General features: G+C 69.9%; 12 protein-coding genes and 1 tRNA gene. 7 read left to right on the top strand and 6 right to left on the bottom strand.

Annotated elements, in window-relative coordinates; translation table 11 throughout:
* The 4 genes from ACH4S9_RS35440 to ACH4S9_RS35425 all read right to left on the bottom strand — a co-directional run bounded on the left by ACH4S9_RS35440 (window position 1) and on the right by ACH4S9_RS35425 (window position 3,432).
* On the bottom strand, window positions 1-354 hold the full coding sequence (locus ACH4S9_RS35440) for a rhodanese-like domain-containing protein (RefSeq protein WP_311725961.1): 354 nt from the start codon (window positions 352-354) through the stop codon (window positions 1-3).
* Window positions 355-396: 42 nt separating this feature from the next.
* Window positions 397-1,356, bottom strand: a complete 960-nt coding sequence (locus ACH4S9_RS35435) for a hypothetical protein (RefSeq protein WP_385346710.1) — start codon at window positions 1,354-1,356, stop codon at window positions 397-399.
* Between the two features lie 41 nt (window positions 1,357-1,397).
* The gene (locus ACH4S9_RS35430) at window positions 1,398-2,837 is read right to left on the bottom strand and encodes a DUF2252 domain-containing protein (protein WP_311725962.1); all 1,440 of its coding nucleotides are present in this window, start codon (window positions 2,835-2,837) and stop codon (window positions 1,398-1,400) included.
* Window positions 2,838-3,045: 208 nt separating this feature from the next.
* A complete protein-coding gene (locus ACH4S9_RS35425; protein WP_311725963.1) occupies window positions 3,046-3,432 on the bottom strand; it encodes a helix-turn-helix domain-containing protein in 387 nt (128 codons plus the stop codon).
* Window positions 3,433-3,579: 147 nt separating this feature from the next.
* On the opposite strand from ACH4S9_RS35425, the gene ACH4S9_RS35420 reads away from it, so the two are divergent.
* Window positions 3,580-4,233, top strand: coding sequence for an NAD(P)H-dependent oxidoreductase (locus ACH4S9_RS35420; RefSeq protein ID WP_361189423.1), 654 nt, complete (start codon window positions 3,580-3,582; stop codon window positions 4,231-4,233).
* Window positions 4,234-4,408: 175 nt separating this feature from the next.
* Here ACH4S9_RS35420 and ACH4S9_RS35415 read toward each other — a convergent pair.
* Window positions 4,409-4,495 (bottom strand) — tRNA-Leu (locus ACH4S9_RS35415).
* A 325-nt stretch (window positions 4,496-4,820) separates the two neighbouring features.
* Between ACH4S9_RS35415 and ACH4S9_RS35410 the strand changes: the two genes are divergently transcribed.
* From ACH4S9_RS35410 to pknB, 6 genes are all read left to right on the top strand, one after another.
* Window positions 4,821-5,654: a DUF3662 and FHA domain-containing protein gene (locus ACH4S9_RS35410; protein ID WP_358846731.1), complete on the top strand. Its 834-nt coding sequence runs from the start codon at window positions 4,821-4,823 to the stop codon at window positions 5,652-5,654.
* A gap of 10 nt (window positions 5,655-5,664) precedes the next feature.
* The gene (locus tag ACH4S9_RS35405) at window positions 5,665-6,189 is read left to right on the top strand and encodes an FHA domain-containing protein (protein ID WP_311725966.1); all 525 of its coding nucleotides are present in this window, start codon (window positions 5,665-5,667) and stop codon (window positions 6,187-6,189) included.
* Between the two features lie 75 nt (window positions 6,190-6,264).
* Complete coding sequence (locus ACH4S9_RS35400) at window positions 6,265-7,887, top strand: protein phosphatase 2C domain-containing protein (RefSeq protein WP_311725967.1); 1,623 nt, start codon at window positions 6,265-6,267, stop codon at window positions 7,885-7,887.
* Window positions 7,888-7,909: 22 nt separating this feature from the next.
* Window positions 7,910-9,334, top strand: a complete 1,425-nt coding sequence (locus tag ACH4S9_RS35395; RefSeq protein WP_311725968.1) for an FtsW/RodA/SpoVE family cell cycle protein — start codon at window positions 7,910-7,912, stop codon at window positions 9,332-9,334.
* Window positions 9,331-10,800: a peptidoglycan D,D-transpeptidase FtsI family protein gene (locus ACH4S9_RS35390; RefSeq protein ID WP_385346715.1), complete on the top strand. Its 1,470-nt coding sequence runs from the start codon at window positions 9,331-9,333 to the stop codon at window positions 10,798-10,800. Before ACH4S9_RS35395 ends, ACH4S9_RS35390 begins: the two co-directional genes overlap by 4 nt.
* Before the next feature lie 168 nt (window positions 10,801-10,968).
* Window positions 10,969-12,993 (top strand): Stk1 family PASTA domain-containing Ser/Thr kinase, encoded by a 2,025-nt coding sequence (gene pknB / locus ACH4S9_RS35385; protein WP_398375653.1) that lies wholly within the window; start codon window positions 10,969-10,971, stop codon window positions 12,991-12,993.
* Between the two features lie 123 nt (window positions 12,994-13,116).
* On the opposite strand, the gene ACH4S9_RS35380 is transcribed toward pknB, so the two are convergent.
* Window positions 13,117-13,857: a class E sortase gene (locus ACH4S9_RS35380; RefSeq protein WP_398375652.1), complete on the bottom strand. Its 741-nt coding sequence runs from the start codon at window positions 13,855-13,857 to the stop codon at window positions 13,117-13,119.
* Between the last annotated feature and the right edge of the window lie 66 nt (window positions 13,858-13,923).

Here is a 13,923-nt window from a genome sequence, read left to right as displayed (position 1 = left end):
CTAGAGCACGAAGGCCCCGTCGGCCGTGGCGTCCCGCCCGCTCACCAGCGGGCGGCCCGCCCGCTGCCAGGCGAGCATGCCGCCGTCCACATTCACCGCGTCCAGGCCCTGGGCGATCAGATACTGCGTCACCTGCGCGGACCGCCCGCCGACCCGGCACACCACATGTACCCGTCCGCCGTCGCTCAGCGCCTCGGTGAGCTCGCCGAACCGGGCCACGATCTGTCCCATGGGGATGTGCAGGGCGCCTTCGGCGTGGCCCGCGCCCCACTCGTCGTCCTCCCGGACATCCAGCAGAAACCCATCGGCCGGCACCGCCGCGGCCTCCACCTCGGGAAGCGGGGCAAAACCCATCACACACACCTCTCACACGACACAACAGCTGAGGGAAACCTACTACCGCACCAGCTCCGCCAGCTGATTCTCCTTCTCGGACACCTTGGCCAGCAGCTGCTCGGCGATGTCGTCGAGCAGCCCGTCGGGGTCCTCCGGCGCCATCTTGATCATCGCGCCGATCGCGCTGGACTCCAGCTCGGCGGCCACCTCGGCCAGCATCTCCTTGCGCGCGGCCAGCCACTCCAGCCGGACGTACAGCTCCTCGCTGCGGCTCCACCGGCGCTCGGGCGGCGGCGGCCCAGCCGCCCACTCCTCGGCCAGCGCCCGCAGCCTCCCCTCGTCCCCGGCCGCATACGCCGCGTTGACCCTCACGATGAACTCACCGCGCCGCTTCCGCTCGGTCTCCTCCTCCGCCAGGTCCGGGTGCGCCTTGCGGGCGAGCTCCCGGTAGATGCGGCGCGCCTCCTCGCTCGGCCGCACCCGCGGCGGCGGCTGCACCGGCTGCTCGGTGAGCATGGCGGCCCCCTCGGGCGACAGCCCGTCGGAGTCGATCCAGCCGTGGAACAGCTCCTCCACCTTCGGCATCGGCAGCACCAGCCCCCGCGCCTCCCGCGCCTTGCGGATGTCCTCGGGGTCCTTGGTGCGCGCCGCCACCGCCTCGGCGATCAGCGCGTCCAGCTCGTCGAGCCGTGAGTACATCGGCCCGAGCCGCTGGTGGTGCAGCCGGGAGAAATTGTCCACCTCGATGCGGAACGTCTCCACCGCGATCTCGAACTCGATCAGCGCCTGCTCCGCCGCCCGCACGGCCCGCTCGAGCCGCGCGGTGGCCTCCGCCTCCGCGGTCGCGTCCGCATCCGCGCCCGCCGGCGCCTCCGCGTCCACTCCCGACGCGGCATCCGCCTCCGACGACGTCTGTGATCGGGCTTCGGGCCCCCTCCGTGCCGGCTCCTGCGATTCGGCCTGGGGCTCTGCTTCCGGCACCGGCTGCCGGGCCTGTCGCTGCGCTTCCGGGTTCGTCACCCGCTCAGCCTACGTCCGGCGGCGACCCGGCCGGGGCGGTGTCACACCCCCAACTCGGCCGCTATCCGCCCGCCCCGCACGGCAGCGAGAAGCCGCGCGTGGTCCTCCTCCGTGCGGTCCGCATACGCCACCGCGAACGCGGCCACCGCTTCGTCCAGCTCCTCCCCCTTTCCGCAGTACCCCGACAGCAGCCGCGGATCCACGCTGTGCGCATGCGCCCGCGCCAGCAGCGCGCCCGTCATCCGCCCGTAGTCGTCCACCTGGTCGGCCGGCAGCGCCACCGGGTCCACGCTCCCCTTGCGGTTGCGGAACTGCCGCACCTGATAGGGGCGCTCCTGGACCGTGGCCCAACCCAGCAGGATGTCGCTGACGACCTGCATCCGCTTCTGGCCGAGCACCACCCGCTGCCCCTCGTGCGCGACGGCGGGCACCTGGAAGCCGGCCTGCCTCACATACGGCAGCAACGCGGACGGCCGCGCCTCCTTGACCTGAAGCACCATCGGCTCGCCCCGGTGGTCAAGCAGCAGCACCACATACGACCTGGTCCCCACGGATCCGGTGCCCACCACCCGGAACGCCACGTCATGCACCGAGTAACGGGCCAGCAGCGGCAGCCGGTCCTCCGGCAGCGTGCCCAGATATGCGCCCAGCGCCGACGCCACGGCCGCCGCCTCGGCGTCCGGAACCCGCCGCAGCACCGGCGGCGCGTCCACGAAGCGCCGCGCCACCGACCGCCCGGACGGATTCCGCTCGTCCGGCACGGCCTCCGTCGACCTGGCCGCGAACCGCGCGCTGGTGTTCCGCCGCGCTTTCTCCGAGACCCGCTCCAGCGTGCCGGCCAGATCCTTGGCGTCCGCGTGCGAGACCAGCTCCTCGTCCGCGATCGCGTTCCACGCGTCGGCTGCGGGCAGCTTCGACAGCAGCCGCAGCGTGCGCCGATAGGCGCCCACCGCGTCATGGGCCGCCGCCCGGCATGTGTCCTCGTCCGCGCCCGCCTCCCGCCCGGCCAGCACCAGCGAGGTGGCGAGCCGCTTCACATCCCACTCCCACGGGCCGTGGATGGTCTCGTCGAAGTCGTTGAGATCGATGACCAGGCCGCCACGGGCGTCCCCGTACAGACCGAAGTTGGCGGCGTGGGCGTCGCCGCAGAGCTGGGCGCCGACGCCGGTCACCGGCGTGGCCGCCAGGTCATGACCCATCAGCCCGGCCGCCCCGCGCAGAAAAGAAAAGGGAGAGGCGGCCATCCGCCCGACCCTGATCGGTGTCAGCTCCGGCAGCCGCCCGGCGTTGGACCGCTCGACCTCCTCCACCGCGTCCGGCCGCCCCGCGGCCGACGGCAGCTCGCGGTGGGCCGAGCGGGGCACCCGCTCGCGCAGCCCCTTCCCCTCCTGCCGGGCCGTGCCGCTCCCCGGCCACCTCGCGAACCCCGGAACCTGCGGCAGCCGCCGCACCGCCTGCCGACCGCTCTCGACGTCCGTCATCACACGCCCCCCGTTTCCCCGCCGGCCCGAGCACCGGCCATGTCGCAGCCGCCGAAGCCGACCGAAGGCTTCGACTGCAAAGACCGTACAGCGCGCCGCGAAAACCCGTCACAGCCTGTGGATAACCCCGCCGACCGGCGCGAATGCCCTGTTCAGAGGGGGTGCACGGCCGCCCCTCACCGAGCTCCGCCCCGGCCCGAGACCCGGCTCAGTCCCGGGCGGCACCCTCCCGGCACGCTTCGTCCCCGGGCATGTACCACTGCCTCGCCCACTGAGCCAGCTCGTTCAAGGCGGGCTCCAGCGCCCTGCCGCTCTCCGTCAGGCGGTAGGTCACCCTCAGCGGTGGCCCCGGGTCGACCTCCCGCAGCACCAGCCCCGCCGCCACCAGCTCCGTGAGCCGGTCGGTCAGCATCCGCTCGCTGATCTTCGGGATGGCCCGCCGCAGCTCGGCGAAGTACGCGGCCCGCTCGGTCAGGACGGCGACGATGAGCCCGGTCCACCGCTTTCCGAACAGCTCGAAGACGCGGGTCATCCCCACGTCGACCTTCTTGCACGCCTTCTGGTCGTGCTCCTCGCTCCCGCCACCGCCCGCCATGGAGGACAGCGTACTGCCACCCCAGGCCCATACTGCGGAAAAGTAAGCTCCTGTGTTATTCATAGCTACGTAGGAATTCTTAGCTCGACTCCGGGGCCGGCACGCCACGCCCCGGAACCGATACCGAGCCCTCGTCGGAAGGCCCTCATGCCCACGCTTCTGCACATCGACAGCTCCCTCTTCCCGGCCGACGCATCCACCTCGCGCGCCGTCACGGCCACCTTCCGCAAGGAGTGGGAAGCCCAGCACCCGGACGGCACGGTCATCTACCGCGACCTGGCCGCCACCCCCCTGCCACACCTGGACGGCCTCGCCGCCGCCGCGGCCTTCACCCCCGCCGAGCAGCGCACGCCGGAGCTCAAGGCCGCCTACGCCCTGCGGGACACCCTGGCCTCCGAGCTGGAGCAGGCCGACACGGTCGTGATCGGCGCCCCCATGTACAACTTCACGATTCCCTCCTCGCTCAAGGCGTGGCTGGATCACGTGATCATCGCGGGCCGCACCGCGATGGCCCAGCCGTCCACCACCGCGGGCACCCCGACGGTCGTCGTCGCCAGCCGAGGCGGCGGCTACGGCCCCGGCACCCCGCGTGAGAGCTTCGAGTTCGTCCTCAACTATCTGGACAAGACGCTGACCGAGATGCTCTCCCTCGACGTCGAGTTCATCGTCCCGGAGCTGACCCTGGCCCGCACCAATCCGGCCATGGCGGACCTGGTCGAACTCTCCGACGCTTCCAAGGCCAGGGCTCACGACGAGGCGGCCGCCAAGGCCAAGACCCTCGCCACCCGGTTCGCCGCCTGATCCAGATCCGGACACCTGCCCGACCCGCCGCGCCGACCGCCCGGCGGGTCTCCGGGCTCTCCCCCGCGCCCCGGCGACGCCACGTATCACACGGGCCGTGACCTGAGGCACATCCGCAACGCAAAGTGGGCCCCTCCGGCGCGACTTTCGTCACACAGGAGAGGCCCACTTCGACTGGTGCGCGAGGGGGGAGTTGAACCCCCACGCCCTTTCGGGCACTGGAACCTGAATCCAGCGCGTCTGCCTATTCCGCCACCCGCGCATGGGTGCTGCCGTTTGGCTCGCCGCCGCCCTCCCCAGCCGTTTGCTCCGGCCTGTTCGGTCTGTGCGGTGCGCCTTCCGACATCCAGAACATTAGCACGCCACGCAGGGTGGATTCACACGCGTTCCCGGCGCCCCCGCACCCGCCCGACCGGATAGCGACCCGGTTGCGGGACACTGTCATGAAGGCACCTCTACGATCCCTGTGAGAGGTGACACTGCTCCACAGGGCCAGGAAGGGGAACCACCCGATTTCCCGACGCGTGGATACGATCAGTAAGCAGTATGAGGACGACACTGAGCACGATTGAGGAAGGAGGTGCCCCGTGGGAGTACTGAAGCGCTTCGAGCAGCGTCTCGAGGGTCTCGTGAACGGCACCTTCGCCAAGGTGTTCAAGTCCGAGGTCCAGCCGGTCGAGATCGCGGGCGCGCTCCAGCGTGAGTGCGACAACAACGCCAGCATCTGGAACCGCGACCGGACGGTCGTCCCCAACGACTTCATCGTCGAACTGAGCGCGCCCGACTACGAGCGGCTCAGCCCGTACTCGGGCCAGCTCGGCGATGAACTCGCGGGCATGGTGCGCGACTACGCCAAGCAGCAGCGCTACACGTTCATGGGCACCATCAAGGTCAGTCTCCAGAAGGCCGACGACCTCGACACCGGCCTGTACCGCGTGCGCAGCCGCACCCTGGCGTCCAGCGAGTCCCAGAGCCCGTCGCAGGGCCGCGGCCCCGCCGCGCCCCAGCAGCGCCCCGGCGGCTACGGCTACCCCCCGCAGCCCGCGAGCGCGCCCCCCATGCCCTCCGCGCCGCCGCCCGGCGGCCGCACCGCGCCCCGCCCGGGCGGTCCCGGTGTCGGCACGCAGTCGTACGGGGGGCAGACCCGCCGGTGGATCGAGATCAACGGCACCCGCCACCAGATCTCCCGGCCCACCCTGGTCCTGGGCCGCAGCACCGACGCCGACGTACGGATCGACGACCCCGGCGTCTCGCGCCGGCACTGCGAGATCCGGGTCGGAACACCCCCGACCATCCAGGATCTGGGGTCGACCAACGGCATCGTGGTAGACGGGCAGCACACCACACGCGCTACGCTCCGCGACGGCTCGCGCATCGTCGTGGGCAGCACCACCATCGTTTACCGGCAAGCCGAAGGGTGAAGCGGGGGCAATGTCAGAGCTGACCCTCACGGTCATGCGGTTGGGTTTCCTCGCCGTACTGTGGCTGTTCGTCATCGTGGCCGTCCAGGTCATCCGTAGCGACCTGTTCGGGACCCGCGTGACCCAGCGCGGTTCGGCGCGGCGCGGCGCCCCCGACCGGCCGCAGCAGCGGCAGGCGGCGACGCCTCCGCCCCAGCGCCAGCAGCCCGCAGGCCGGGGTGGCGGCCGCGGCCGCCGCGGCGCCCCCACCAAGCTGGTCGTCTCCGAGGGCACGCTCGCGGGCACCACGGTCGCCCTCCAGGGCCAGACCATCAGCCTCGGCCGGGCCCATGACTCGACCATCGTGCTGGACGACGACTACGCCTCCAGCCGGCATGCCAGGATCTACCCGGACCGCGACGGCCAGTGGATCGTCGAGGACCTCGGGTCCACCAACGGCACATATCTCGACCGGACCCGACTCACCACACCGACACCGATTCCGCTGGGCGCGCCGATCCGTATCGGCAAGACCGTCATCGAGCTGCGGAAGTAGTACGACCATGACGACCGGAGGGTGGGCAGCGTGGTTGGCAAGGGGCTGTACCCGGAGCCGACGGGCGAGGTGCGCATGAGTCTGTCACTGCGTTTCGCCGCCGGATCGCACAAAGGCATGATCCGGGAGGGCAACGAGGACTCCGGCTACGCCGGCCCCCGGCTGCTCGCCATCGCCGACGGCATGGGCGGCCAGGCCGCCGGCGAGGTCGCCAGTTCGGAAGTGATCTCCACCCTCGTCCAGCTCGACGACGACGTCCCCGGCTCGGACATCCTGACCTCCCTGGGCACCGCCGTTCAGCGCGCCAATGAGCAGCTGCGCATCATGGTCGAGGAGGACCCCCAGCTGGAGGGCATGGGCACCACGCTCACCGCCCTGCTGTGGACCGGCCAGCGGCTCGGCCTCGTCCACGTCGGCGACTCGCGCGCGTATCTGCTGCGCGACGGCGTACTCACCCAGATCACCCAGGACCACACCTGGGTGCAGCGCCTCGTCGACGAGGGCCGCATCACCGAGGAGGAGGCGGGCACCCACCCGCAGCGCTCCCTGCTGATGCGCGCCCTGGGCAGCGGCGACCACGTCGAGCCCGACCTGTCCATCCGCGAGGTCCGGGCCGGTGACCGCTATCTCATCTGCTCCGACGGCCTGTCCGGCGTGGTCAGCCACCAGACCCTCGAGGACACCCTCGCCAGCTACCACGGCCCGCACGAGACGATCCAGGAGCTCATCCAGCTCGCGCTGCGCGGCGGCGGCCCCGACAACATCACCTGCATCGTCGCCGACGTCCTCGACGTCGACGGCAGCGACACCCTCGCCGGGCAGCTGAACGACACCCCGGTCATCGTGGGCGCGGTCGCCGAGAACCAGACCTCTCTCGGGGACGGCGGCGCCGCGCACACACCCGCGGGCCGCGCCGCCGAACTCGGGCGCAACCGGGGCGTTCCGCACCCGGGGGATCCCCAGGGCGGCTTCGGCCCGCCGGGGAGCGGCGACCCGTCGCTCGGCGGACCGCCCGAGGGCAGCTACGGGGCGTACGCGGACGCCGACTTCGCCAAGAAGGGCGGCGCGCGGAAGTGGGTCAAGCGCTCGCTGTACGTCGCCCTGGGTCTCGCGGTAGTCGGCGGCGGCCTCTATGGCGGCTACCGCTGGACGCAGAAGCAGTACTACGTGGGCGTCAACGGCGACCACGTGGCGATCTACCAGGGCATCAGCCAGGACCTCGCTTGGATCAAGCTCAACAAGGTCCATGAGGACCACCGTGAGATCGAACTCAAGTACCTCCCGGTGGACCAGCGCAGCCGCGTCGAGGACACCATCGCGGTCAGCAGCCTCGGCCAGGCCAAGGCCAAGACCAAGGACCTGGCCACCCTCGCCAGCGCCTGCCGGAAGACCGACGAGCAGCGCCAGGCCGAGGAGAAGCAGCAGGACCTGACCAAGGACAAGGACAAGAACAAGTCCGGCGGGTCCTCCGGCAACAAGGCTCAGACCGACACCGAGATCACGACGCGCGCGGGCGAGGCCACCACGCCGCCGGCGCCCGGACAGTCACAGGCGCCGAGTACCGGCGGGAGCGGGAGCGGCAAGGCGTCGAGCACACCCTCGTCCACGCCTTCGACCACCGCCACGTCCAAGCCCGGCCCCACCCTCTCCGAGGAAGAGCAGAAGTTGGTCCCGCAGTGCAGCAGCACCCAACAGTGAAGCCGTAGGGGGCTGTAGATCCATGAGCAGTACCAGCAATACGACCACCATCAGCACGGTCGGCCCGCCGAGCAGGCGCAACACCGAACTGGCGCTGCTGGTCTTCGCGGTGATCGTCCCGGTCTTCGCCTACGCCAACGCGGGCCTGGCCCTCAGCGATGAGCTGCCCTCGGGCATGCTCAGCTACGGCCTGGGCCTCGGCCTGCTCGCCGGGGTCGGCCACCTGGTGGTGCGTAAGTTCGCCCCTTACGCCGACCCGCTGCTGCTGCCGATCGCGACCCTCCTCAACGGCCTCGGCCTGGTGGTCATCTGGCGCCTCGACCAGTCCCGGCGACTGGCCCAGCGCGCCGAGAACGCCAACCAGGTCTTCTCGGCCGCGGCCCCCAACCAGCTGATCTACTCGGCGATGGCCGTGGCGCTGTTCGTCGGCGTGGTGATCTTCCTCAAGGATCACCGGATCCTCCAGCGCTACACCTACATCTCCATGATCGGCGCGCTGATCCTGCTGATCCTCCCGGTCTTCTTCCCGCCCGTCTTCGGCGCCCGGATCTGGGTCAGGGTCGGCAGCTTCTCCATCCAGCCCGCCGAGTTCGCGAAGATCATCATCGCGGTGTTCTTCTCCGGCTACCTGATGGTCAAGCGGGACGCGCTGGCGCTCGCCAGCCGCCGCTTCATGGGCCTGTACCTGCCGCGCGGCCGTGACCTGGGCCCGATCCTCGTCGTATGGGCGATGAGCATCCTCATCCTCGTCTTCGAGACCGACCTGGGCACCTCGCTGCTGTTCTTCGGCATGTTCGTGGTCATGCTGTACGTGGCCACCGAGCGCACCAGCTGGATCGTCTTCGGCATGCTGATGTCGGCGGTCGGCGCGGTCGGCGTGGCGTCCTTCGAGCCGCACGTCAAGGTCCGTGTGATGGCGTGGCTGCACCCCTTCGCCGTCTACGACAACCCCCGGCCCAGCTGGGCCACCACCGATCAGATCGCCCAGGCCCTGATGTCCTTCGGCTCGGGCGGCGTCTTCGGCACCGGGCTCGGCCAGGGCGCCTCCGACCTCATCGGCTTCGCCGCCAACTCCGACTTCATCCTCGCCACCGTCGGCGAGGAGCTGGGCCTGGCCGGCACCATGGCGATCCTGCTGCTGTACGGCCTGATCGTGGAGCGCGGCGTACGCACCGCTCTCGCCGCCCGCGACCCGTTCGGCAAGCTGCTGGCCATCGGGCTCTCCGCGGCCTTCGCCATCCAGGTCTTCGTGGTCGCCGGCGGTGTGATGGGCCTGATCCCGCTGACCGGTATGACCATGCCGTTCGTCGCCTACGGCGGATCGTCCGTCCTCGCCAACTGGGCGCTCATCGCGATCCTCATCAGGATCAGCGACACCGCCCGCCGCCCGGCACCGGCCCCCGCCCCGTCCACCGACGCCGAGATGACCCAGGTGGTCCGACCGTGAACAAGCCCCTGCGCCGAATCGCGATCTTCTGCGGCCTCCTCGTCTTCGCCCTGCTGCTGCGGGACAACTGGATCCAGTACGTCCAGGCCGACGAGCTCAAGAACCACAAGAAGAACCTTCGCGTCGACATCGCCCGCTACAGCCAGCCGCGCGGCAACATCATCGTCGACGGCCGGGCGATCACCGGGTCCGCCGAGACCAACGGCATCAACTACAAGTACAAGCGCACCTACAAGAACGGCGAGATGTGGGCGCCGGTCACCGGCTACGCCTCGCAGGTCTACGGCACCAACCAGATCGAGAACCTCGAGGACGGCATCCTCACCGGCAACGACGACCGGCTCTTCTTCAACCGCACCATCGACATGCTCACCGGTAAGGACAAGACCGGCGGCGACGTCATCACCACCCTGAACGCCAAGGCGCAGGAAGCGGCGTTCAAGGGCCTGGGCAACAAGAAGGGCGCCGTCGCCGCGATCGACCCGCGCACCGGCAAGATCCTCGCGCTGGCCAGCACCCCCAGCTACGACCCGTCCACCATCGCCGGGGCGAGCAAGAAGGACGAGTCCGCCTGGCAGGCGCTCCAGAAGAAGAACAACCCGGACGAGCCGATGCTCAACCGGGCGCTGCGTCAGACCTACCCGCCCGGCTCGACCTTCAAGGTCGTCACCGCGGCCGCGGCGCTGGAAAACGGCAAGTACGAGAACATCGACGAGCCCACCGACTCGCCGGTGCCGTTCAAACTGCCGCTCTCCACCCAGAACCTGAAGAACGAGGGCAGCATCCAGTGCAAGAACGTCAGCCTCAGGGAAGCCCTCCGCATCTCCTGCAACACCGTCTTCGGCAAGCTCGGTGACGACCTCGGCAAGGAGAAGATGCTCGAGCAGGCCAAGAAGTTCGGCTTCAACGACGAGGTCTTCACCCCCGTCCGCGCCGACGCGAGCGTCTACCCCGAGGAGATGGACCGGCCCTCCAACGCCCTGTCCTCCATCGGCCAGTTCGACACCCGCGCCACCCCGCTCCAGATGGCCATGGTCGCCGCGGCGATCGCCAACGACGGCGACCTGAAGAAGCCGTACATGGTCGACAAGCTGCGCGACACGAACCTCAACACCATCGAGCAGACCGAGCCCGCGACGATGAGCAACCCGGTCTCCGAAGACACCGCCCGCAAGCTCCAGGACATGATGGAGACGGTCGTCAAGTCCGGCACCGGAACCGCCGCCCAGATCCCGGGCGTCACGGTCGGTGGCAAGACGGGTACCGCCCAGCACGGCGTCGCCAACAGCAAGAACCCCTACGCGTGGTTCATCTCCTACGCCAAGGGCAAGGACGGCTCCTCGCCCGTCGCGGTCGCGGTCGTCATCGAGGGCTCCGACACCCTCCGCGACGACATCGCCGGCGGCAAGCTCGCCGCGCCGATCGCCAAGGACGTGATGAAGGCGGTGCTCGACAGCCAGAAGTGACCCCGGTCACGTCTTGATGCCGATCCCGCACGTCGTCGTACCGGTCACGTATCAAGTAGCGACCGAGGCCGGGTCCGGCGCGGCGTCCCGGGTACGGTATGCCCGAGCAGCACACCGCCGGGCCCCCACGGGTGCGGCCGGGAATGACGGAAGAGGGCTGGAGTAGCTATGGAAGAGCCGCGTCGCCTCGGCGGCCGGTATGAGCTGGGCTCTGTGCTCGGCCGCGGTGGCATGGCCGAGGTCTACCTCGCCCACGACACCCGCCTCGGCCGCACTGTCGCCGTGAAGACGCTGCGGGTGGATCTGGCCCGTGACCCGTCCTTCCAGGCCCGGTTCCGCCGAGAGGCCCAGTCGGCCGCCTCGCTCAACCATCCCGCGATCGTCGCGGTCTACGACACCGGCGAGGACTACGTCGACGGCGTCTCGATCCCGTACATCGTGATGGAGTACGTCGACGGGTCCACCCTGCGGGAGCTGCTGCACTCCGGCAGAAAGCTGCTCCCCGAGCGGTCCATGGAGATGACCACCGGGATTCTCCAGGCCCTGGAGTACTCGCACCGCAACGGCATCGTCCACCGTGACATCAAGCCGGCGAACGTGATGCTCACCAGAAGCGGCCAGGTCAAGGTGATGGACTTCGGCATCGCCCGGGCCATGGGCGACGCCGGCATGACCATGACCCAGACCGCCGCCGTGATCGGCACCGCCCAGTACCTCTCCCCCGAGCAGGCCAAGGGCGAGACCGTCGACGCGCGCAGCGACCTCTACTCCACCGGCTGTCTGCTGTACGAGCTGCTGACCGTGCGTCCGCCGTTCATCGGCGACTCCCCGGTGGCCGTCGCCTACCAGCACGTACGGGAGGAACCGCAGCCGCCGAGCGCGTTTGATCCGGAGATCACCCCGGAGATGGACGCGATCGTCCTGCGGGCCCTGGTCAAGGACCCGGACTACCGCTACCAGTCGGCCGACGAGATGCGCGCCGACATCGAGGCGGCCCTGGAGGGCCAGCCGGTCGCCGCCACCGCCGCGCTGGGCGCGGTCGGCTACGGCGGCGAGGACCAGCCCACGACCATGCTGCGGTCGCAGGACGCCGGCGCGCCGACCTCGATGCTGCCGCCGGTGCGCGACGACGACGGGGGCTTCGGCTACGACGAGCGCCCCGACCGCAGGCGCGGGCCCGAGAAGAAGAGCAACCTCTCGACGATCCTGCTGGTCCTGGCCGGAATCCTGGTGCTGGTCGGAGCGATCTTCATCGGCAAAGCGATCTTCAGCGGCAACGGGGCCGGCGACAAGGTCGATGTGCCGCGGATGGTCGGTATGACCCTCGCCGAAGCCAAGGACAGCGCCAACAACGGCAACTTCAGGGTCGAGGTGACCGGCGACCCCATCTTCTGCGAAGAGAAGAAGAACACGGTCTGCAAGCAGAGCGTGGAGGAGGGCCCGAAGGCCGTCGACCGCAACGGCACGGTCGAGCTGACCATGTCCAAGGGCCCCAAGCCGGCCGAGAAGGTCGAGGTCCCGGACGTCATCAACGTCCAGTACGAGAGCGCCGAGAGGCAGCTCAAGGCCAAGGGCTTCGAGGTCACCAAGAAGACCGAGGAGTCCGACCAGACCCCCGGCAAGGTCACGGCCCAGGACCCCGAGGGCGGCAAGAAGGTCCCGCGGGGCACCGAGATCACCCTGACCGTCGCCCGGGAGCAGTCGAAGATCGTCGTCCCCGATGTGACCACCCAGAAGCTCGAGGACGCCAAGTCGACGCTCGAGGGCAAGGGCCTCCAGGTGACGACCACGGAGGTCGAGAACGCAAGCGTCGAGGCGGGGACGGTCATCAGCCAGAACCCCGAAGGCAACTCGGAGGTCCTGCCCAACTCGACCGTCACCCTGACCGTCGCCAAGGCGCCCGCGCAGCAGGACAACGTCGCGGTGCCTCAGGTGCGCGGCCTGAAGCTCAAGGACGCCAAGAAGGCCATCGAGGGCGCCGGTCTCACCGTCGGCAACGTCACCGGATCGCAGGACGACAACGCCACGGTGGTGTTCTCCGACCCGGCAGAGGGCTCCCAGGTGGCCAAGGGTCAGATCGTCAACCTGACCGCCATCCAGGGGCAGGGCGACAACGGGGGCGGTGACAACGGCGGGAACGGCAACGGCGGCTCCATCCCGTTCGGCGGCCCGTCCGGCGGACCCTCCACATAGCGCGTCCGCGCAGTGCGGTAGCAGCCACGACAGCGAGAAGCCCCGGCGCCCGGGAATCGGGCGGCCGGGGCTTCTCGCTGCTCCGTCGGCCGGACCGGCGTCAGCCGGACCGGGCGCGCGCGGTCAGCGCAGCTCCTTGGGGGGCGTGCGGTCCGCGTCGACCTTCTCCGTGCGCTCCAGTTCGCCCCAGACGATGTAGCGGTGGAGCGAGGTGTAGACCGGCGTGCACGTGGAGAGCGTGATGTAGCGGCCCGCCTTCGTCCTCCCCGACTCCTTCGGGACCGGGCTGAGCACCCGCACGTTGTACTTCGAGGTCTCGGGCAGCTCCGCGTAGACCTTGTAGATGTACCAGGTGTCCCGGGTCTCGAAGACGATCGGATCGCCCTTGTGCAGCTTGTCGATGTTGTGGAACTTGGCGCCGTGCCCGTCCCGGTGTGCCGCCAGGGTGAAGTTCCCCTTCTTGTCCCACGGCATCCCCGACTTCACCGGCTTGGTGTAATAGCCCGCCACGCCGTCGTTGAGCGTCTCCGTCGCGGTGCCCCTCTTCACCAGCACCTCGCCGTTGTGCATCGCCGGCACATGCAGAAAGCCGATGCCGTCCTTGGTGTCGAGCTTGCCGGGCCCCTGCTGCTGCTGCGCCCACTGCTTGCGCACCCGGTCGCCCTGCTTCTTCGCCTCACGGTCGGCCAGCACATTCGTCCACCACAGCGAGTAGACGACGAAGAGGGCGAGGAGCACCCCCGCGGTGATCAGCAGCTCGCCCAGGATGCCGACGGCCGCGGCTATCCGCCCGCGGGGGCGGCGCTGCCTCGCGGCCTCGGCGGGGTGCTCGTCCCGCTGCTCGTCTTGGTCGGTCCGTGCCACCGCGTCGTACCTCTTTCCCCGGTCTTCCGGGTCTTTCTGGCTCCCCGGTCTTGCTGAGTTCCCGGC

This window comes from Streptomyces sp. NPDC021225 (genome assembly GCF_044332865.1).
Lineage (GTDB): Bacteria > Actinomycetota > Actinomycetes > Streptomycetales > Streptomycetaceae > Streptomyces.
The sequence above is the reverse complement of the archived record's forward strand: the minus strand, read 5'-3'. Positions and strand labels throughout refer to the sequence as shown.